We start from the raw sequence: 19,711 nt of genomic DNA on the forward strand, positions 1-19,711 counted from the left end.
CCGGCATTTTGTACACCAAAGAACTCGGCTACCGGCTCCCTTCCGCGAGCCACGGCGAATCGGAACGACGTCAGCGGACCGGATGCCCCGCCACCCTCAGCGTCTCCTTGACATCGCCGATCTTGAGCTGCCCGAAGTGGAACACCGACGCCGCCAGCACCGCGTCCGCCCCCGCCTCGACCGCGGGCGGGAAGTCCTCGACGGCACCGGCCCCGCCGCTCGCGATGATCGGAACCGACACCTCGGCCCGTACGGCCCGGATCAGCTCCAGGTCGTAGCCGTGACGCGTGCCGTCACCGTCCATGGAGTTGAGCAGGATCTCCCCCACCCCGAGCTCCTCGCCCCGCCGGGCCCACTCCACCGCGTCGATGCCGGTGCCCCGGCGTCCGCCGTGCGTGGTCACCTCGAAACCGGACGGCGTCGGCGGGCCGTCGACGATCCTGCGGGCGTCCACCGACAGCACGATGCACTGCGCCCCGTAGCGCCGCGACGCCTCGGTCAGCAGCTCGGGCCTCGCGAGGGCCGCCGTGTTCAGGCTCACCTTGTCGGCGCCGGCCCGCAGCAGCCTGTCGACGTCCTCGACCGCGCGCACCCCTCCGCCCACGGTGAGCGGGATGAACACCTGCTCGGCCGTCCGGCTGACCACGTCGTACATCGTCGACCGGTCGGAACTGGAGGCCGTGATGTCCAGGAACGTCAGCTCGTCGGCCCCCTCCGCGTCGTAGCGGCGGGCCAGCTCCACCGGGTCGCCCGCGTCGCGGAGGTTCTCGAAGTTGACGCCCTTGACCACCCGCCCGGCGTCCACGTCCAGGCAGGGGATCACTCGTACCGCGACAGTCATCGCGTTCCTTTCAGCGTGGAAACCCCCGCTTTTGGGTCTGGAGAGAAAATCATCTTCGGACCTCTCACGAACTCGCGGCGGCGACGGCGGCGAGGGCGTCTTCGAGGGTGAACTGCTGCGCGTACAGCGCCTTGCCCACGATGACCCCCTCGACGCCGATCGGGACGAGCGAGGCCAGCGCGCGCAGGTCGTCCAGGGACGAGACGCCGCCGCTCGCGACCACCGGCGCGTCGGTGCGGGAGCAGACCTCACGGAGCAGGTCGAGGTTGGGGCCGCGCAGCGTGCCGTCCTTGGTGACGTCGGTGACGACGTAGCGGGAGCAGCCGTCCTTCTCCAGCCGGGCCAGCACCTCCCACAGGTCGCCGCCCTCCTGGGTCCAGCCCCGGGCGGCCAGCGTGGTCCCCCGCACGTCAAGACCGATCGCGACCCGGTCACCGTACTCAGAAATGATCTTGGAACACCAGGCGGGGTTCTCCAGCGCCGCGGTGCCGATGTTCACCCGGCGGCAGCCGGTGGCCAGCGCGAGCTCCAGCGAGGCGTCGTCGCGGATACCGCCGGACATCTCCACCTTCACGTCGAGCGCGCCGACCACGGTGGCGAGCAACTCGCGGTTGCTGCCCCGGCCGAACGCCGCGTCCAGGTCGACCAGATGGATCCACTCGGCACCGGCCTCCTGCCAGGCGAGCGCCGCGGACAGGGGATCGCCGTACGACGTCTCGGTGCCGGCCGCGCCCTGGACCAGGCGGACCGCCTGACCGTCGGCGACGTCCACGGCGGGGAGCAGCTCAAGCGTCATCTGTTCAAGACCTCCGGTCGAAGACAAGGGTGATGAGAAGCGGTAGCAACAACAAAGAGAGGACAAGCGCCCCGAACCGGGCCGCCCACGAGGACCACAACAACCAGACGATCACCTGGACGATCAGGAACAGCACCGCCGCGACACCGTTCTGCGTCCGGCGGCGGCGGGCCATGATGCCGCCCTGGGACACGATGCGCACCGGCCTGCCCGGCAGCAGCGCGACCACCCTGCCGACCCGCTCGCGCCGCCGCGCCAGGCGGGCCTCCCGCTCGGCGCGCAGAGCCGCCTGGCGTGCCTGCTCGGCCTCCCGCTCGGCTCTGCGCCTGGCCCGCTCCTTGCTCATCGAGAACTCACCGGACGCTCACGCGAGGGTCCCGAGCCAGTTCGTGAGCAGCTGAGCACCGGCGTCGCCCGACTTCTCCGGGTGGAACTGGGTGGCCGCGAGCGGGCCGTTCTCCACCGCCGCGACGAACGGCACACCGTGCTCGGCCCAGGTGACCAGCGGATCGGGGAAACCCGGTCCCGCCTCCAGCTCCCAGGAGCGCACGCCGTAGGAGTGCACGAAGTAGAAGCGCGTCTGGGCGTCGAGCCCGGCGAACAGCGCGGTCTCGGCGGGGGCCTTGACCGTGTTCCAGCCCATGTGCGGCAGGACCGGAGCGTCCAGACGCTCCACCGTGCCCGGCCACTCCCCGCACCCCTCGGAGGTGACGCCGTGCTCGACGCCCGTCTCGAAGAGGATCTGCATGCCGACGCAGATGCCGAGGACCGGCCGCCCCGCCGACAGGCGCCGGCCGATGATCCGCTCACCCCGTACGGCGCGCAGCCCCGTCATGCACGCGGCGAACGCCCCCACCCCCGGCACGACGAGGCCGTCGGCCTCCAGCGCCGCCTCGTAGTCGGCCGTCACCGTGACCTCCGCCCCGACCCTGGCCAGCGCGCGCTCCGCGGAACGGAGGTTGCCCGAGCCGTAGTCGAGAACGGTCACCTTCTTCTTCACCACCAGAGCACCGCCGCCGTGGTCGCCAGGGCCGCGAGGGCGGCGAGCAGCACCGCGCCCTTCTTCAGACCCTGTTTGAGGAATGAGACGATCCCGCCGACGAGGAAGAGGGCCACGAAGGCCATCGCGACGGCCGTCCAGTTGCCGGTCACCGGCGCCTCCCCCTCCCCTCGCGAGAAACCCCGCGAGAACTTCCGCGAGAGAAGGTCACAGCACACCCTTCGTACTGGGCACCCCGGTGGCGCGCGGGTCGCGCTCGGAGGCCGCCCGCAACGCCCTGGCCAGCGCCTTGAACTGCGCCTCCACGATGTGGTGGGCGTTGCGGCCGTACGGGACGCGCACGTGCAGGCAGATCGCGGCCTGGGCGACGAACGACTCCAGGATGTGCCTGGTCATCGTCGTGTCGTACTCCGCACCGATCATGGGCGCCATGCCCTCGGGCTCGCTGTGCACGAGGTAGGGGCGTCCCGACAGGTCGACCGTGACCTCCGCGAGCGACTCGTCCAGCGGGCAGGAGGCGTTGCCGAACCTCCGCAGGCCCGACTTGTCGCCCAGCGCCTCGCGGAACGCCGCCCCCAGCGCGAGCGAGGTGTCCTCGATCGTGTGGTGGGCGTCGATGTGCAGGTCGCCCTCGGTCTTCACGGTCAGGTCGAACAGCCCGTGCTTGCCGAGCTGGTTCAGCATGTGGTCGAAGAACCCGACACCGGTGGACACCTCGACATTCCCGGTGCCGTCGAGGTCGACCTCGACCAGCACCGAGGTCTCCTTGGTGACGCGCTCGACGCGACCGCGACGCGGTGCGACCACGACACCGTCAGTGATGCTGCTCACAGGATCTCCTCCAGGGCGGCGCGGAACGCCGCCATCTCCTCAGGGGTACCGATCGAAACTCTCAGCCATCCGGGCGGGCCCACCTCGCGGATCAGCACACCGCGCTCCAGCATGCCCCGCCACACCGCGTGCCGGTCCTCGAAGAGCCCGAACAGCACGAAGTTGGCGTCCGAGTCGGCGACCGTCAGCCCCCGGCCGCGCAACCACTCCACCGTGCCGTCCCGCTCGGCCCGCAGCGCGTCGACCGCGCCGAGCAGCTCGGCGCGGTGGGCGAGCGCGACCCGCGCCGCCGTCTGGGTGAGCGTGGACAGGTGGTACGGCAGCCGGACCAGCAGCAACGCCTCGATCACCGCCGGGTGGGCCGCCAGGTAGCCGAGCCGGGTCCCGGCCATGGCGAACGCCTTGGACATCGTCCGCGTGACGATCAGCCGGGGATTGTCCGGCAGCAGCGTCAGCGCCGACGGGGTGCCGCCGCGAGCGAACTCGAAGTAGGCCTCGTCCACCACCACCATGCCCGGCGCCGCCGCCACGATCGCGGCGATCACCGCCGGGTCCAGGGCGGTTCCGGTCGGGTTGTTGGGCGAGGTCAGGAAGACGACGTCCGGCCGGTGCTCCTCGATCGCGGCCACGGCCTTGCCCGGGTCGATCCCGAAGTCGTCCTCACGCGCCCCGGAGATCCACTCGGTGGAGGCCCCGGTGGTGATGATCGGGTGCATCGAGTAGGAGGGCTCGAAGCCCATCGCGACCCGGCCGTGACCGCCGAAGGCCTGCAGGATCTGCTGGAGCACCTCGTTGGAGCCGTTGGCCGCCCAGACCTGCTCCACGGCCAGGCCGTGCCCCAGGTACGAGGCCAGATCCCCGCGCAGGGCGAGCGCGTCGCGGTCGGGGTATCGGTTGAGCTCGCCCGCCTGGACGCGTACGGCCTCGGCCAGGTCGGCGACGAGGGACGCGGAGGGCCCGTACGGGTTCTCGTTGGTGTTGAGCCTGACCGGGACGTCGATCTGGGGGGCACCGTACGGCGTGCGCCCCCGAAGGTCGTCGCGGATCGGCAGGTCTTCAAGCCTCACGCCGGGATCTCCCAGTCGAATCGTGCGCGGATCGCCGCGCCATGCGCCGGGAGGTCCTCGGTGTCGGCCAGCACGCACACGTGGGCGGCGGCACCGGCGAGGGCCTCGCGGCTGTAGTCCACGACGTGGATGCCGCGCAGGAACGTCTGCACCGACAACCCCGAAGAGTGGCAGGCACAGCCCCCGGTGGGCAGCACGTGGTTGGAACCGGCCATGTAGTCGCCGAGCGAGACCGGCGCGTAGGAGCCGACGAAGATCGCCCCCGCGTTGCGCACCCGGGCGGCGAGCTCGTGCGCCCCGGCGGCGTGGATCTCCAGGTGCTCGGCGGCGTAGGCGTCGACGACGCGCAGCCCGGCCTCCATGTCGTCGACGAGCAGGATGCCCGACTGACGTCCCGACAGGGCCTCGGTGATCCGCTCGGCGTGCTTCGTCGCGGCGACCTGGCGGGGCAGCTCCCGCTCGACCCCCTCGGCCAGCTCCACCGAGTCGGTGACGAGCACGGCGGCGGCGATCGTGTCGTGCTCGGCCTGGCTGATCAGGTCGGCGGCGACGTGCACCGGGTCGGCCGTGGAGTCGGCGAGGATCGCGATCTCGGTGGGACCGGCCTCGGAGTCGATGCCGATGCGCCCCTTGAGCAGGCGTTTGGCGGCGGCCACCCAGATGTTGCCGGGGCCGGTGACCATGGTGACCGGCGGGCACTCCTCGGTGCCGTACGCGAACATCGCCACCGCCGAGGCGCCGCCGGCCGCGTAGACCTCGTCCACGCCGAGCAGCGCGCACGCCGCCAGGATGGCCGGGTGCGGCAGCCCGCCGAACTCGCGCTGCGCGGGCGAGGAGACCGCGAGGGAGGGCACCCCCGCCTCCTGGGCGGGAACGACGTTCATCACCACGCTGGAGGGATAGACCGCCCGGCCGCCGGGGACGTACAGCCCCACCCGGTCGACGGGCACCCAGCGCTCGGTGACGGTGCCGCCGGGCACGACCTGGGTGGTGACGTCGGCGCGCCGCTGGTCGCGGTGGACGAGGCGGGCGCGGCGGATCGACTCCTCCAGCGCCGCCCGCACCTTCGGGTCGAGCCCTTCCAGTGCCCCGGCGATCGCCTCGGCGGGCACCCGGGTGGACTCCATCTCGACGCCGTCGAACCTGGCGGTCAGCTCGCGCACGGCGACCGCCCCGCGATGGCGTACGTCCTCGCAGATGGGCCGCACCTTCTCCAGGGCGGCTTCGACGTCGAGGTCGGCGCGGGGCAGCACGTCGCGAAGGTCCTCCGGCAGAGGGCCTCGCAGGTCGGTACGCGAAATCACCCGTTCAGTCTACGGAGGTCCGCCACCCGATATCGTCCTGTCCATTATCCGGACGGCGCCTTTACTATGTAGATTTTAACCAGCCGCTACGCTTCCCCCGTGAGCAAGAGCAAGAACAAGGGCGGCCAGGGGACCCCCGCGACGGTGGCCCTCACCCAGGCCAAGGTCGATTTCACCCTGCACCCCTACGAGCACGACGCCGGCGCGCAGACCTACGGCGAGGAGGCGGCCGACGCCCTTGGGGTGCCGTACGAGCGGATCTTCAAAACCCTGGTGGCCGAGGTGGAGAGCGGGCTCGCCGTCGCGGTGGTGCCGGTGGCGGGCAAACTCGACCTCAAGGCGTTCGCGGCGGCGATGAGAAGCAAGCGGGCCGCGATGGCCGACGCGGCGAAGGTCGAGCGGGTCACCGGCTACGTGGTCGGCGGCATCAGCCCCCTCGGGCAGCGCAAACGACTGCCCACGGTAGTCGACGCCTCCGCGCTCGGCTTCGCGACGATCTACTTCTCCGCCGGGCGGCGTGGACTGCAGATCGAGACCGACCCCTCGGAGCTGGTACGGCTCACCCAGGCGGTCACCGCCCCCATCGGCAAGGCCGACTGAGGCTCTCCCGGGGTCGCGCGGGACAGGCGTGCGGGAGACGGTTCGGCGCCGTCGCCCTGGTGGCTCTCCCGAGGTCGCGCGGAACGGGCCCAAAAGACGGGCCTGTAAGACGAGCCCGTAAGACAGGCCCGCTCCCCCTGGCGGGTCCTGTCGAAGGTTGCCGACGCGACACGCGGCGACGTTCGGCCAGACTCGGGTGGGAAGACAGACACCTGACCGGGGACATCGGGGGCACGATGCACTACCTGACCGCTACCGAGATGATCGAACTGCTGCGCACCGGGCAGATCAGCGCGGTCGAACTGCTCGACGCGCACCTGCGGCGGATCGAGGAGGTCAACCCGAAGGTCAACGCGATCGTCACGCTGGTGGCCGAGCGTGCCAGGCGGGAGGCCGAGGAGGCCGACAGAGACCTGGCCCGCGGCCGGTGGCGGGGGCCGCTGCACGGCCTGCCGGTCGCGCACAAGGACCTCGCCGACACCGCGGGGATCCGCACCACCTACGGCTCACCGATCTTCGCCGACCACGTCCCCGTCGCCGACGCGCCGATCGTGCGGCGGATGCGCGAGGCCGGGGCGATCACGATCGGCAAGACCAACACCCCGGAGTTCGGCACCGGCTCGCACACCGTGAACGAGATCTTCGGCGCCACCCGCAACCCGTACGACCTGTCGAGGTCGGCCGGGGGCAGCAGCGGCGGGGCCGCGGCGGCGCTGGCGACCGGCATGGTGGCGCTCGCCGACGGCTCCGACATGGGCGGTTCGCTGCGCAACCCGGCCTCCTTCTGCAACGTGGCCGGGCTGCGGCCCACCCCCGGGCGGGTCCCCTCCCCGTCACCCGTCGCGGCCTGGTTCACCCTCGGCGTGCCGGGACCGATGGCCCGCACCGCGCAGGACCTGGCGCTGCTGATGAGCGCGGTGGCGGGGTTCGACGCCGCCTCCCCCTTCTCGATCACCGAGAGCGGCTCCGTCTTCGCCGGGCCGCTGGACCTCGACCTGACAGGGGTGCGCATCGCCTGGAGCCCCGACCTGGGCGGGCTGCCGGTCGACGCGGAGACGGCGAAGGTCACCGCGGACGCCCCGGCCGCGCTCGCGGAGCTGGGCGCGCGGGTGGAACGGGTGGATCTGAACCTGTCGGCCGCCGAGGACGCCTTCCGGATCTACCGGGCGTGGTACTACGCGCTCTCCTTCGGAAACCTGCCGCAGGAGAGCCTGGGGACGAACACGCGCTGGAACGTGGAGCGGGGCCGGGAGGTGACCGGCGCCGACCTGGCCCGCGCCGAGCGGCTGCGCAGCGGGCTCTACCGGCGGATGAACTCCTTCTTCGACACCTACGACTTCCTGATCGCGCCGGTGAGCCAGGTGCCGCCGTTCCCGGTGGACGCCCCCCACGTCTCGGAGATCAACGGGGAGGCGCTGCCCGACTATCTGGCGTGGATGCGCTCGGCCTACTGGATCAGCGTGCTGCACGCCCCCGCGGCATCGGTGCCGTGCGGGTTCACCTCCGGCGGGCTGCCGGTGGGCGTGCAGATCGTCGGGCGCCCGTTCGCCGACATGGCGGTGCTGCGGCTCGCCCACGCGTTCGAGCGCGCCACCGGCCACGGCTCGCACCGGCCGCCGCTCTGACGCCTCTCACCGGGCCTTACCGGCCGCTGATGTCGTACGACGACAGCGGCCCGTAGGGGTCGTCCCCGCCGAAAGGCCGGCGCAGCGGGGAGTCGCGGTAGCCCGCGATGCCCTCCAGCGCGAAGAAGAGACCGGCGGCCAGCGTCGGCCACGCGAACAGCACCCCCCTGGCGGTCAGCTTCAGCGGCCCCGCGACCAGCGACGCGGACACCCCCGAGGCGGTCACGCTCACGGCACCGAGGTTGGCCGCCTCCCCCACCACCAGCGCCAGGTGCGCGCCGAGCAGGCCGCCGGCCGCCAGGCCCACCACCACCGGCAGCGGGCGGCCCCCGCGCGACACGCTGTAGCCGATCGCCCCGCAGGCGAGGCCGAACGCACCGGTGATCACCGCGAACCAGCCGTCCGCGGCGATCAGCGCCTGCGTGGAGGGATCGGCGAGCAGCGGCCCCCTGCCCGTCACGACGTACGGAGGACGCGGCGCGGCCAGCGACCACAGGACCCCGGCGACGACCCCGATCAGCGCGAGCACCAGCACTGTGATCGCGAAATCACGCACGCCTCGCACCATGGTTCCCTCACCCTCTGTGCAGATGTGCCCGATGTTACATACCTATCGGCCCGGTGCCATCCGAGGCTTCGACCGAATCCCGTTACTCTGGCGGAGTGAACGAAGAGGTATGGCTGATCGAACCCTCCGGGCCGCTGCGCGGTGACGTCGAGGTCCGCGGTTCCAAGAACGGCGTCTCCAAGCACATGGTCGCCGCGATGCTGGGGAGCGGTGAGAGCACGATCCAGAACGCCCCGGACGTGGGCGAGGTGGGGATCACCGCGCAGATGCTGAGGGCGCTCGGCATCGACGTGGAGATCAGCGCCGGCGAGATCTCCGTCGCTCCCGGCAAGCAGATCAACCCGCACGTTCCCGCGGCGTTCACCGGCCTCAACAGGATCCCGATCCTGATGCTCGGCCCCCTGCTGCACCTGGCGGGCGAGGCGTTCGTGCCGCTGGTCGGCGGCGACCCGATCGGCCGCCGGCCCGTCGACTTCCACGTCGAGGCGCTGCGGGCGATGGGCGCCGAGGTCGAGGTGAGCGACACCGGGGTCTACGCCAAGGCCAAGAGGTTGCGCGGCACCCGGATCGAACTGCCCTACCCCAGCGTCGGAGCCACCGAGACGATCCTGATGTCCGCGGTGCTCGCCGAGGGCAAGACCGTGCTGAAGGGCGCGGCGATGGAGCCCGAGGTGGTGGAGCTCGCCCTGTTCCTGCAGCGCATGGGCGCGCGCATCGAGCTCAGTCCCGACCGGCGCATCGTGATCGAGGGTGTGGAGAGCCTGCACGGCGCCTCCACCTGGCTCAACGGCGACCGCATCGAGGCGTTCTCCTACCTGGCCGCCGGTCTGATCACGGGCGGGCAGGTGCGGGTGCACGGCTGCCCGCAGGACCGGCTGGTCACCGCGATCACCACCCTGGCCAGGATGGGCGCCGAGGTCGACATCACCGACGACTACCTGTCGGCGTCCGCGCCGAACGGGCTGCGGGCCGCGGCGGTGCAGACCGACACGCACCCGGGGTTCATGACCGACTGGCAGACGCCCCTGATGGTGCTGTTCACCCAGGCCCAGGGCATGTCGGTGCTGCACGAGACGGTGTTCGAGAACCGCCTGGTCTACGTGCCCGCCCTGCAGAAGATGGGCTGCGAGATCGAGGTGTTCGACGTCTGCCTCGGTGGTCCCGCCTGCCGCTACCACGACACCAACGCCAAGCACTCGGCGGTCGTGCGCGGCGTCTCCAGGCTGAGCGGCGCCGACGTGACACTGCCCGACATCCGGGCCGGGTTCTCGGCGGTGCTCGCCGCCGCGGCCGCCGAGGGCACCTCCACCCTGCGCGGGGTGCACCATATCGAACGGGGCTACCACCGGCCGTTCGAGCAGTTCGCCTCACTCGGGCTGAAGATCAGTCGAGAAAAGGTGCAGGACGGGTAAGGATTGGCAATCGGGCGTTTATAGGTGATCACCTGGTCGCACGTTACTATGCGTGACATCGCGCCCAGAGGTGAGACGCGGGCCCGGCGCGTGCCTGCTCGGACTGGTGGTCTGCGGGGTGTTCGGCGGGCTGCTCGCCGCCATGGCCGCGCTGCCACTGGTCGGCACGGCCGGACTCACCGCCAACGGCGTCGCGAGGACCCTCACCGACCTGCCTCCGAGCCCTCGGGAGAACCCGCTCTCCCAGCGCACCGTGCTGCTGGACAAGAACGGCAAGCGGTTCGCCCAGTTCTACACGGAGAACCGGACGGTGGTGACGCTCGCCCAGGTCGCCCCCGTGATGCGTGACGCGATCGTGGCGATCGAGGACGCGCGCTTCTACGAGCACGCGGGCCTGGACGTCAAGGGCACCCTGCGCGCCCTGATCACCAACACCAGGGCGGGCGGGGTGCGGCAGGGCGGGTCCTCGCTCACCCAGCAGCTCGTGAAGAACATCCTGGTCGAGAACGCCGAGAGCGACACCGAACGCGCCCGTGCCCGCGCGCCCAGCATCCAGCGCAAGATCACCGAGCTGCGGTACGCGCTGGCGATGGAGAAGAAGTACAGCAAGGCCGAGATCCTGGAGCGCTACCTCAACATCGCCTACTTCGGCGCGGGCGCCTTCGGGGTGGAGGCCGCCGCCCAGCGGTTCTTCTCCGTCCCGGCCGCCCGGCTCACCCTGCCCCAGGCCGCGGCGCTGGCCGGGGCGGTCCGCGCGCCGTACACCACCGACCCCTCGCTGGACGCCGGGCGCAGGCAGCGGCTGCGCGAGCGCAGGGACCTCGTCCTGGACCGGATGGCCCAGCTGTCGTACGTCACCCCGGCGCGGGCCGAGGCCGCCAAGAGGCGCCCGCTCGCCATCCGGCTCAAACCCGAGCCCGGCGGCTGTGACGGGAGCGCCTATCCCTACTTCTGTCTCTACGTGCACCGGGAACTGCTCACCAACCCGGCCTTCGGCCACACCCGCGCCGAGCGGGAACGCCGCCTGGCCAAGGGTGGCCTCGTGCTGCGCACCACCCTGTCGCCGAAGGCGCAGCGGGCCGCGGAACGCGCCATCACCGCGCGGGTCGACAGGAAGGACACCGAGGTCGCGGCCGAGGCGATGGTCCAGCCGGGCACCGGGCGGATCCGGGCCATGGCGGCGAGCAAGAGGTACGGCAGCAACCCCGGCAACGCCGCCAACTCCAAGAACGGCCCCAACACCACCTACAACCTGCCCGCCGACACGGCGCACGGCGGCGGCCAGGGCTTCCAGGCGGGCTCGACGTTCAAGGTGTTCACCCTCGCGACCGCGCTCACCCAGGGCTGGCGGTTCGACCAGGGTTTCATGACGCCCGGCAGTTTCGTCCCCGACAGCGGTTTCACCGACTGCCGGGGACGCGAGGTCAACGATCCCGGCGCGGAGATCTTCAACGCGAGCGGCGAGGGCAAGGGAGGCCCGCAGAGCCTGTCCACCGGCACCTGGAAGTCGGTGAACATCTTCTACATGATGCTGGAGCAGCGGGTGGGCCTGTGCCCGGTCGTCACGACGGCCAAGGCCCTGGGCATCGTCCGCGCCGACGGCGCCCCGCTGCGGGAGGTGCCGACCTTCACCCTCGGCGTGAACGAGATGGACCCGGTGACCGTGGCCGCCGCGTTCGCCGCGTTCGGGGCTCGGGGCCGCTACTGCCGCCCGACGGCGATCGTCGAGATCGCCGAGCGGGACGGCAGGCGTTTCAAGATCCCGCCCAGCTGCGCGCGGGCGATCGAGCCCGCCGTGGCCGACGCGGTCAACCATCTGCTGTCCGGGGTGTTCACCAAGGGGACGATGACCGGTCAGAGCATCGGCCGTCCCGCCGCGGGCAAGACGGGCACCAACAACGGCTACACATCGGCCTGGTTCGCCGGCTACACCCCCGACCTGGCCGCGGCGGTCAGCGTGGGCGACATCCGGGGTTCCTACCGCTACCCGCTCACCGACGTCGAGATCGGCGGCGAGTACTTCGGCTCGGTCCAGGGCGCCTCCCTGCCGGGGCCGATCTGGGTCTCGTCGATGTCGGCGGCCCTCGACGGTACGCGCGAGACCCACTTCCGCCGTCCCGACATGAGCCGTTTCGGCGGTGGGTTCACCCCTGGCCTGGAGGAGGCCATGGCCAGGGAGCGCGAGGAGGAGGGCGTTGACGGCACTGACGGCGAGGGCCGTCGCAGCGCCAGAGGGGACCGCGACGCCCGGGGAGAGGGGGGACGCCGCTTCCGCGAGGAGGGCCGTTACCGGCGGGAGCGCGGGTATCGTCAGGAGCGGCGGTACCGCGAGAACGACGCGCACCGCCGGTACCGCGCCCCCCACCGGCTCGACCACCCGCGCCACCGCTGACCCCTTCACAGGGCACCGCCGGAACTTCACAGGGCACCAGCGGAACGGCTGCGGTCACATCGGCGAAACCGCCCGCGGCCCGCGCCGCAGCGCGGAACCCCGCTCCCGGGCCCCGCCCCGCCCCGCCCCGCCCGAGGAGGCCCTTCAGGCCCGACGCCGGGTGCTGGCCCGGATGTGCAGTTTGCTGGCGACCACCTCTGGCCGGTCCACCCGTTCGCCGGACAGCCTCCTCAGCAGCATGTCCACCGCGGCCGACGCCTGGTCCACCGGCCGCAGGTCGATGGCGGTGATCGGCGGGTCGAACTGCTGGGCGAACCGGCTGTCGATGCCGACCGCGAGCATCAGGTCCTCCGGGATGCGGACGCCCCGCTCGCGGCAGGCCCGGGTGGCTCCCTCGCTGTACTGCTCGGCCGACGCGATCAGCGCGTCGGGCGGGTCGTCACCGTCCAGCAACGCGCGGGTCGCCCGGTAGGAGTCGGCCTCCAACCGGTCCAGTGAGACGGGGGCGACCCTCGGCCGCATGCCCCGCTCGGCGCACCACGTCTCGTACGCGCGCAGGCCGTCCAGCGACCACGCCCAGGACGACTGGGCCGACAGCAGCGCGATGCGCCGCGCGCCCGCCTCGTGCAGGTGCTCCAGCAGGTCGCGAATGTTGCGCTCGTTGTCACCCGAGGTGTAGTACGGGCGCTCGGGCCGTGCCGGGTCGCGCTCGATCGACACCACCGGCACGCCCATGCCCTCCAGCATGTCGATACGCGGGTCCAGGCCGGCGGGATCGCACAGCACGACCCCGTCCGCGCCGATCAGCCGCCACTCGTCGGCCGTGCTGATGTGCGGGGTGAGGGTGAGCGAGTATCTCTCCCTGAACGCGGCCCGCGCGCAGCCGGAGGCGATCGACATGTAGTAGTCGAGGCTGATCATCTCCTGCTCGGCGGCGTGCTCGCCCATGTTGGGCAGGACGAGGGCGATGGTGCCGGTGCGTCCCAGCCGGAACGCCTGCGCGACCCGGCTGGGACGGTAGCCGAGAGACTCGGCGATTTCGCGGATACGGGCCCGCGTCTCCTCACGGAGCTTGCCCTTGTTGTTGAGCGCGTCGGAGACCGTCGTCACCGAGACCTCGGCGACGGCCGCGACGTCGCGGATCGTCACCCGCCCGCCTGAGGCCCTGGTCACGTCCTTCAAAATATCACCGCCCCGCTAGGCGAGCGATCGAAGCAGAAACGTTTCGGATCGAGATTTCTTGAGGTTTTCTCACCGTAGGCCCACCGGGTCGGTGTCAGGCTCGTCCGCCGTCCACAGCTCACCGGACCGGCTCGCCACCACCTGGCCGCCGCGCACCAGCCATCGCGGGCCCGGCTCGTTGCGCAACGCGTCGGTGAACGTTCCGGCCGCCAGCACGACGAGATCGGCCGGCGCTCCCTGCCGCAGTTCCCCGTAGGCGACCCCGGCCGCCTGTGCCGCGTACGCGCCGACCAGGTCCCAGGCGACGGCGATCCCGACGTCGGACTCGTCCGCGAGCGGGAAGGCGTGCCATGCCAGTCTGGCCAGGTCCAGCGGGTCCAGGTTGCCGAACGGCTCCCAGTTGTCCTGCATGTTGCCGGTTCCGGCCGCGACGACCACTCCTGCGGCGAGCAGCTCGTTCGCCCGGGAGACACCCCGGTAGGGCAGCGATCCCCCCAGGTTGGACGGGCACACCGTCACCGTGATCCCGGCGGCGGCCACCTTCTCGATCACCCGCCGCGCGTCGTCGTCGGCGTACGTCTCCAGCGCGCCCACGTGGTTGGCGTTGACCAGGCCTCGCATGCCGTGCGCGACGGTCCGCTCGGCCAGCGGTTCCAGCATCCGCTCACTCGGGTCGGTGAAGTAGTCGATGTTGACGTCGATCCCGACGCCGAACCGTTCGGCCAGCGCGAAGACCTGGTCCAGGTGGGACAGCCGGTCCTGCTCGGTCCGCTCGTTGTTGGGCCACCCACCGACCCGGTGCGCGCCTGCGGCCAGCGCCTCGGCCACCAGGTCGTACGCGCCGGGATCCTGTACCAGCCCCTCCTGTGGGAAGGCGGTCACCAGCAGGTCCACCAAGCCGGCGTGCTCCTCGCGCGCCCGCATGACACCCTCGAACGAGGTCAGCCCGGTGACGGTGTCGATGTCGACCTGCCCGGCGACGGTCCCCGTGCCCTGGGACGCGGCCAGCCGCAGAAACGCCCCGGCCCGAGCCGCCACGTCCTCGACGGTGAAGGACGCCTTCAGGTCGCGCTGCCGCCGCATCATCGCGGGGCGGTGGACGAGCCGCTCGGGCAGGCCGAGCCGGCGGATCGAGTGGCGGCTCAACGCCTTGTCCGGGTGGCTGTGCGGCTCGACGAACGGCGGCGTGACCAGGCCGCCGCGGGCGGAGATCCGTTCGCGGGCGGGCAGACCGGCGCCGGCGCCGGCGCCGAGCGCGGCGATCAGGCCGCCGCGGATCACGATGTCCACGGCCGTGTCCTCGTACACGGCGTTCTCGATGACGAGGTCGGCGGGCGGTTCAGAAGCCGTCACGGTTGATGTCCTTGTAGAGCAGGTAGCCGGCGCGGGTCGATCCGGTGGCGTAGAAGTACTGCGGGCAGTAGGGCGCCATGTAGACGAAGTCGCCCTCGGCGACCTCCAGGTGGTCGTCGCCGAGGTAGTAGACCCCCTGGCCTTCGAGCATGTACAGGCCGTGCTCCTGGTGGTGGACCTCCACCATGGTGAACCTGGCGCCGATGTCGAACCGCATCACGTTCATCGCCATGTCGTAGCGCTCGTCCAGCGGCAGCAGCGGCGCGTACGTGCCGCCGATGCTCTCGTCGCGGATGTGCTCGACCTCCTCGACGTGCCCGGTCACCGGCTCGGGCGCGGGAACGCCGTCCACTTCCTCGTATCGGCGTTTCACCCACAGGGCCCGGGTCGCGTTCCCGGGCGCCAGGATCTCGAACTCGGTGCCCTGCGGGAGGAACGCGAATCCGCCGGGTGTCAGGGAGTGGGTCTCCCCTCCGGCTCGTATGTCCAGGCCGTCGCCGTCGAGGACGTACAGGAAGTTCTCGAAACCGGCGCCGAGCGGGCGAGTGCCTCCACCGCCCGGTTCGAACTCCAGCAGGTACTCGCCGAAGGCCGCGGGACGGACCCTCGGCGTGGCGAGTGGCCTGGCGACCACGCCGCGCAGATGGGGAAGGGAGTTCTCGACGAGGTTGTCCGGGCACATCAGGATGTAGGAGTCGCGGACGCGTCCGCGGTTGGCGCTCACGTAATCGGCTCGGGTGGTGCCGTTCATCGGATGCCTCCGGCGCGGAGGCCCCGGCTTGGCCGTGGGGAGGGTGTCAACGTCGCTTCCTTCCGTGGAGGCGTGGCGAGAGGAAAAGGGGTGGGTCGGCGGAGGCGTACCGGCCGGAGTCCAGGACGGTGTGCCCGTCGACGCGGACCGAGGGGCGCTCCAGCACCAGGTCCAGGTGGACAGGGGACTCCCAGTCGGCGCCGGTGTACTGCGGGAACGGGTGCCCGAACGCGATGTGCACGCCGGGCACGTTCTCGTCGAACAGCAGGTTGCCGGTGAGCCCGGTCAGGGCCCGGTTGGTGCCCAGGGCCAGCTCGCCGAGCCGGAGGCCGCCCGGTGCCTCCGCCAGGAGGCGGTACACCTCCGAGGCCAGCGCGGTGTCGGGGTGGCGCACCTCCACGGCCTCGCCGGCCGCCACCTCGATCAGCACCGGCTCGGTGAGCAGGCCGTGGCGGGAGTTGAGGGGGTAGCCGAGCACCGAGGCGGCGAGGACGCCCTCGGCCGAGCGCGGGCTGCAGAACACCTCACCCTGTGGCAGCCGTCCGCCCTGGCCACCGCACCGGTACAGGCCGGTGAACGGTGTCCACGGACGGGCCGGGTCGCACGTCAGCGTCAGGTCCGTACCGGTGGCGCTGGTGACGTGCACCGACGCGCAGCCGGTGAGCAGGTCGCGGACGCCCAGGGTGAACCCGGCCACCTCGGTGTAGTCGACGGCCATGCCGATGCCCAGGCAGGCGTCGTCCAGGGCGGGCATGTGGGCGTGGCGGACGCCGTCGCGAGCCAGCAGCGCCCAGAACGAGGGGTCCCAGGCGAGCAGGTCCTCGGGGTCGGCGGCGGCGAACACGGTGACGGTGGGCCGGTGGGCGTCCAACGCCGCCTCGACCGCTCGCCGGGCCGCCGGGTAGCCTGCCGCGACATCCGGGAGCACCTCGACGACGGTGTCCGGTGCCAGGGTTCGGGCCTCGTCGGCCACGATCCCGGCCAGCCGCCGGGTGGCTCGGTCGGTCAGCACCAGCACCCGATCCTCCCTCGCCACGGCCAGGCAGGTCCCCACCAGCTCCGCTGCCCCTCGGCGTAGCCGCGCGTCGGGGAGCGCGGTCTTCCCGAGGTCCGGCCTCGGGGAGGCCGGACCGGGAAGTGCCCGCGATGAGGGTTCGGGGGCGCCGGGGGTCGGAGTCCGAGTCTGATCTGAGAGGGGCTGGTCCGACGGCCCAGGGGCCGGGGGGCCGGGGGTCGGGGGGCCGGGGGCGTGGGGGGTCAGATCGGACACGGGGCTCCCTCGGAAAGGGGGACGAAGCGCCCCGAGCCGGGCACGGCCACGACCTCGCCGTCCACGGCCACCGTCCGGCCGCGCACCAGGGTACGCACCACCCGGACGTCGCAGCCGCGGCCGTCGTAGGGCGACCAGCGCTCCGCCGCGAGTTGCTGCGCCTCGGAGTCGACCACCCAGGGAGAGTTCAGGTCGAGGAGGACGAGATCGGCGTCCATGCCCGGCGCCAGCACGCCCTTGGAGCCGGAGACCCCGCAGATCGCGGCCGGCCCCGTGGTGAGCAGCGGAGCGACCTCGTCCAGCGGGAGGCCCCGGTTCAGTGCCTCGCCGAGCACCAGCGGCGCGTACTCCTGGACGCCCTGGATCCCGAACGGACAGCTGAACACGTCGGTCTCGGCGACGAGCTTGCCCGCGCGGTCGTAGGGACAGTGGTCGGACACGATCGCCTGTACCAGTCCGGCGCGGACCCGATCCCACAGCCGCTCCACCCGCCCGGCGTCGCGCAGCGGCGGGGCGCACACCCCGAACCCGCCGACCCGCCGCAGGTCGCCGTCGTCCAGCAGCAGATGGTGGGCGGTGACCTCGCAGGTGGCGTCCATCCCTTCCGCCCGTGCTCCGGCGACCAGGTCGACCGCCTCGGGAGTGGACAGGTGCACGAGGTGAACGGCGCAGCCGGTCCTGCGGGCCAGCCGCAGCACGTGGCGTACCGCGTCGATCTCGGCCGACGGCGGGCGTGCCTCCAGCAGCGCGGTCAGGTCGGTACGCCCGCCGGCGCGCAGCCTGGCCTCGGCGGAGACCAGCGTGTCGTGATCCTCGGCGTGCACCAGCACTCGCGCGCCGAGCCGGGCCGCGGTGGCCATCCCGGTCAGCAGGTCCGTCTCGGTGGCGGGCGGGAAGCCCATGGTGTTCTCCGGCAGGAACGCCTTGAAGCCGGGAGCCCCCAGTGCGCGCTGGCCCGCCATCTCCTCCAGCGACGGCTGGGTGAGCGCGCCCCACAGGCCGAAGTCGACGACCGCGCCGGCCGCGGCCCGCTCGCTCTTGGCGGCGTACCGGGCTGCGGTCGTGGTCGGCGGGTTGGAGAAGGGGTGTTCCATCACGAAAGTGACACCTCCGGCGGCGGCACACCGGGTGCCGGTGCGGAAGTCCTCCTCGAAGGAGATGCCGGGGACGTCGAAGTGGACGTGCAGGTCGATGATCCCGGCCATCACATGCAGGCCGGTGGCGTCGAGCACCTCGGCGGCGTCCACCGGGGTCTCCCGCGGGACCACCGCGCGCACGCGCCCACGGTCGACCAGCAGGGTCGCGGGCGCCGCGCCGGTGGGGGCCAGCACGGTGCCCCCGACCACCGCCAGGTCCACCCGCCCGATCACGCGCTCGCCTTTTCCTGTGCGGGACGGCCGGGGCCCGTGCCGCCGGGTGTCCCGGTGCCGGAGAGGGCGGCGGTGAGACCGATCGGCCCGTACGCGGTGGTTCCGGTGGTGTCCCTGCGACCGACCACCCGGCCGCGCCGCAGCGTGACGCGGCGCCCCGGAACCCCGGCCAGGGCGGTGGCCCGGTCCGGCACGTCGAACACCACCAGGTCCGCGTCCTCCCCGACGGCGATGTCACCGGGGCGCCCGCCGATCGCGGCCGCCGCCTGCCCGCAGACCAGGTCCCACGCGGTGTCCAGCGCGCCCTCGTCGTGGTAGCCGGCGCCGAGGAACGCCGTCCGTGCCCGGTCCATCGGGTCCAGCGTCCCCAGCGCGTACCAGCCGTCGTTCAGGTTGTCGCTGCCCGCGGCCACGACCACCCCGGCCTCGGCCAGTTGCCGTGGCCGGGACAGCCCGCGCGGGCCGCCGTCCACCAGGTTCAGCGGGACGACCACCACTCGCACGTCGGCCTCGGCCACCGCCGCGATCACCCGGGCCGCGTCCGCGTCGTCGTACACCTCCAGGCCGCAGCAGTGGCTCGCCACGACCCGTCCCTGGTAGCCGCGCCGTACGGTCTCGGCGGCGGTGAACTCCAGCATGGTCTGGGTCGCGTCGATCTCACAGTCCAGGTGGATGTCCACATCTGTGCCGAACCGCTCGGCCAGGTCGAACACCTCGCGTACGTGAGCCCGCTGCGCCTCGGCCCCCTCCTCGACGTTGGGCCAGCCACCGACCAGCCCGGCGCCCGAGCGCAGCGCCTCGACCAGCAGCGGCCTGGCCAGCGGGTCCCGCAGCAGCCCTTCCTGCGGGAACGCGACGATCTGCACGTCGAGCAGGTGCGCCACCCGCTCGCGGGCGGCGAGCACGCCGTGCAGCCCGGTCAGCCCGGACACCGAGTCGACGTCCACGTTGGCGCGCAGTGCCGTGACACCGTTCGCGGACGCCAGTCGCAGCGCCCGGAGGGCGCGCTCGGTCACATCGGGAACGGTGAAGCCCGCCTTGATCGCCCGGGCGCGGGCGAACCCGTCCGCCATCCCCTCGGGGGCCAGGCGGCGGCTGTATGCCTTGTCCGGGTGATAGTGCGGCTCGGTGAAGGAACGCGAGACCAGCCCGCCACCGGCGTCCAGCACCTCGCGCGCCTCGGCCGGGGCGGCCGTCGCGTGCCCGTCTCCCGCGTGTCCGTCCCCGGCGGGGACGGGCGGGGTCGGCTGCACCGCGACGACCAGCCCGTTCCTGATGTGGACGTCCACGAGGCCGTCGTGGCCGTGGACCCGCCCGGCGCGGATCAACAGGTCGAGTTCCTGTGGCAT

The 19,711-nt window shown here is 72.2% G+C and carries 19 protein-coding genes; 4 read left to right on the forward strand and 15 right to left on the reverse strand.

Translation table 11 applies throughout. From position 1 onward, the window contains the following. Positions 1–70: 70 nt before the first annotated feature. The 8 genes from hisF to hisD all read right to left on the reverse strand — a co-directional run bounded on the left by hisF (position 71) and on the right by hisD (position 5,839). A complete protein-coding gene (gene hisF / locus ACFY3V_RS01255) occupies positions 71–841 on the reverse strand; it encodes an imidazole glycerol phosphate synthase subunit HisF (protein WP_350950337.1) in 771 nt (256 codons plus the stop codon). Between the two features lie 64 nt (positions 842–905). Further along, positions 906–1,637 carry a bifunctional 1-(5-phosphoribosyl)-5-((5-phosphoribosylamino)methylideneamino)imidazole-4-carboxamide isomerase/phosphoribosylanthranilate isomerase PriA gene (gene priA / locus ACFY3V_RS01260; RefSeq protein WP_362895346.1) on the reverse strand — a complete coding sequence of 244 codons (732 nt, stop codon included), beginning with the start codon at positions 1,635–1,637 and terminating at the stop codon, positions 906–908. Between the two features lie 4 nt (positions 1,638–1,641). Next, positions 1,642–1,983: a hypothetical protein gene (locus tag ACFY3V_RS01265; RefSeq protein ID WP_350950339.1), complete on the reverse strand. Its 342-nt coding sequence runs from the start codon at positions 1,981–1,983 to the stop codon at positions 1,642–1,644. An 18-nt stretch (positions 1,984–2,001) separates the two neighbouring features. Beyond that, positions 2,002–2,637: an imidazole glycerol phosphate synthase subunit HisH gene (gene hisH, locus ACFY3V_RS01270; protein WP_362895830.1), complete on the reverse strand. Its 636-nt coding sequence runs from the start codon at positions 2,635–2,637 to the stop codon at positions 2,002–2,004. Continuing rightward, positions 2,634–2,789 (reverse strand): hypothetical protein, encoded by a 156-nt coding sequence (locus ACFY3V_RS01275; protein ID WP_362895348.1) that lies wholly within the window; start codon positions 2,787–2,789, stop codon positions 2,634–2,636. Before ACFY3V_RS01275 ends, hisH begins: the two co-directional genes overlap by 4 nt. A 55-nt stretch (positions 2,790–2,844) precedes the next feature. After that, on the reverse strand, positions 2,845–3,459 hold the full coding sequence (hisB, locus tag ACFY3V_RS01280; RefSeq protein ID WP_350950353.1) for an imidazoleglycerol-phosphate dehydratase HisB: 615 nt from the start codon (positions 3,457–3,459) through the stop codon (positions 2,845–2,847). Between the two features lie 5 nt (positions 3,460–3,464). Next, positions 3,465–4,535, reverse strand: a complete 1,071-nt coding sequence (locus ACFY3V_RS01285) for a histidinol-phosphate transaminase (RefSeq protein WP_389768845.1) — start codon at positions 4,533–4,535, stop codon at positions 3,465–3,467. Continuing rightward, entirely contained in the window at positions 4,532–5,839 is a 1,308-nt protein-coding gene (gene hisD / locus ACFY3V_RS01290; RefSeq protein WP_362895352.1) for a histidinol dehydrogenase, read from the reverse strand. Before hisD ends, ACFY3V_RS01285 begins: the two co-directional genes overlap by 4 nt. 99 nt (positions 5,840–5,938) lie before the next feature. On the opposite strand from hisD, the gene ybaK reads away from it, so the two are divergent. Further along, positions 5,939–6,439 carry a Cys-tRNA(Pro) deacylase gene (ybaK, locus tag ACFY3V_RS01295; protein WP_389768849.1) on the forward strand — a complete coding sequence of 167 codons (501 nt, stop codon included), beginning with the start codon at positions 5,939–5,941 and terminating at the stop codon, positions 6,437–6,439. A gap of 236 nt (positions 6,440–6,675) precedes the next feature. Continuing rightward, positions 6,676–8,064, forward strand: a complete 1,389-nt coding sequence (locus ACFY3V_RS01300; protein WP_362895356.1) for an amidase — start codon at positions 6,676–6,678, stop codon at positions 8,062–8,064. A 16-nt stretch (positions 8,065–8,080) separates the two neighbouring features. On the opposite strand, the gene ACFY3V_RS01305 is transcribed toward ACFY3V_RS01300, so the two are convergent. Next, complete coding sequence (locus ACFY3V_RS01305) at positions 8,081–8,620, reverse strand: hypothetical protein (protein ID WP_350950345.1); 540 nt, start codon at positions 8,618–8,620, stop codon at positions 8,081–8,083. Positions 8,621–8,727: 107 nt separating this feature from the next. Between ACFY3V_RS01305 and murA the strand changes: the two genes are divergently transcribed. Together murA and ACFY3V_RS01315 are read left to right on the forward strand one after the other, a co-directional pair. Beyond that, positions 8,728–10,044: a UDP-N-acetylglucosamine 1-carboxyvinyltransferase gene (murA, locus tag ACFY3V_RS01310; RefSeq protein ID WP_350950346.1), complete on the forward strand. Its 1,317-nt coding sequence runs from the start codon at positions 8,728–8,730 to the stop codon at positions 10,042–10,044. A 52-nt stretch (positions 10,045–10,096) separates the two neighbouring features. After that, positions 10,097–12,436, forward strand: coding sequence for a transglycosylase domain-containing protein (locus ACFY3V_RS01315; protein WP_389768855.1), 2,340 nt, complete (start codon positions 10,097–10,099; stop codon positions 12,434–12,436). Between the two features lie 144 nt (positions 12,437–12,580). Here ACFY3V_RS01315 and ACFY3V_RS01320 read toward each other — a convergent pair whose 3' ends face one another. The 6 genes from ACFY3V_RS01320 to ACFY3V_RS01345 all read right to left on the reverse strand — a co-directional run bounded on the left by ACFY3V_RS01320 (position 12,581) and on the right by ACFY3V_RS01345 (position 19,711). After that, the gene (locus tag ACFY3V_RS01320) at positions 12,581–13,609 is read right to left on the reverse strand and encodes a LacI family DNA-binding transcriptional regulator (RefSeq protein WP_362895361.1); all 1,029 of its coding nucleotides are present in this window, start codon (positions 13,607–13,609) and stop codon (positions 12,581–12,583) included. Between the two features lie 78 nt (positions 13,610–13,687). Beyond that, positions 13,688–14,971, reverse strand: a complete 1,284-nt coding sequence (locus tag ACFY3V_RS01325) for an amidohydrolase family protein (RefSeq protein WP_362895363.1) — start codon at positions 14,969–14,971, stop codon at positions 13,688–13,690. Next, positions 14,958–15,722 carry a (S)-ureidoglycine aminohydrolase gene (gene allE, locus ACFY3V_RS01330; protein ID WP_389768859.1) on the reverse strand — a complete coding sequence of 255 codons (765 nt, stop codon included), beginning with the start codon at positions 15,720–15,722 and terminating at the stop codon, positions 14,958–14,960. The genes ACFY3V_RS01325 and allE overlap by 14 nt, the downstream gene beginning before the upstream one ends. A 46-nt stretch (positions 15,723–15,768) precedes the next feature. After that, positions 15,769–16,776, reverse strand: a complete 1,008-nt coding sequence (locus ACFY3V_RS01335; RefSeq protein WP_389768862.1) for an aminopeptidase — start codon at positions 16,774–16,776, stop codon at positions 15,769–15,771. Positions 16,777–16,979: 203 nt separating this feature from the next. After that, positions 16,980–18,362: an amidohydrolase family protein gene (locus tag ACFY3V_RS01340; RefSeq protein WP_362895369.1), complete on the reverse strand. Its 1,383-nt coding sequence runs from the start codon at positions 18,360–18,362 to the stop codon at positions 16,980–16,982. After that, on the reverse strand, positions 18,359–19,711 hold the full coding sequence (locus ACFY3V_RS01345) for an amidohydrolase family protein (RefSeq protein ID WP_389768865.1): 1,353 nt from the start codon (positions 19,709–19,711) through the stop codon (positions 18,359–18,361). The genes ACFY3V_RS01340 and ACFY3V_RS01345 overlap by 4 nt, the downstream gene beginning before the upstream one ends.

The sequence above is a fragment of the Streptosporangium sp. NPDC000095 genome (assembly GCF_042899335.1).
GTDB lineage: Bacteria > Actinomycetota > Actinomycetes > Streptosporangiales > Streptosporangiaceae > Streptosporangium.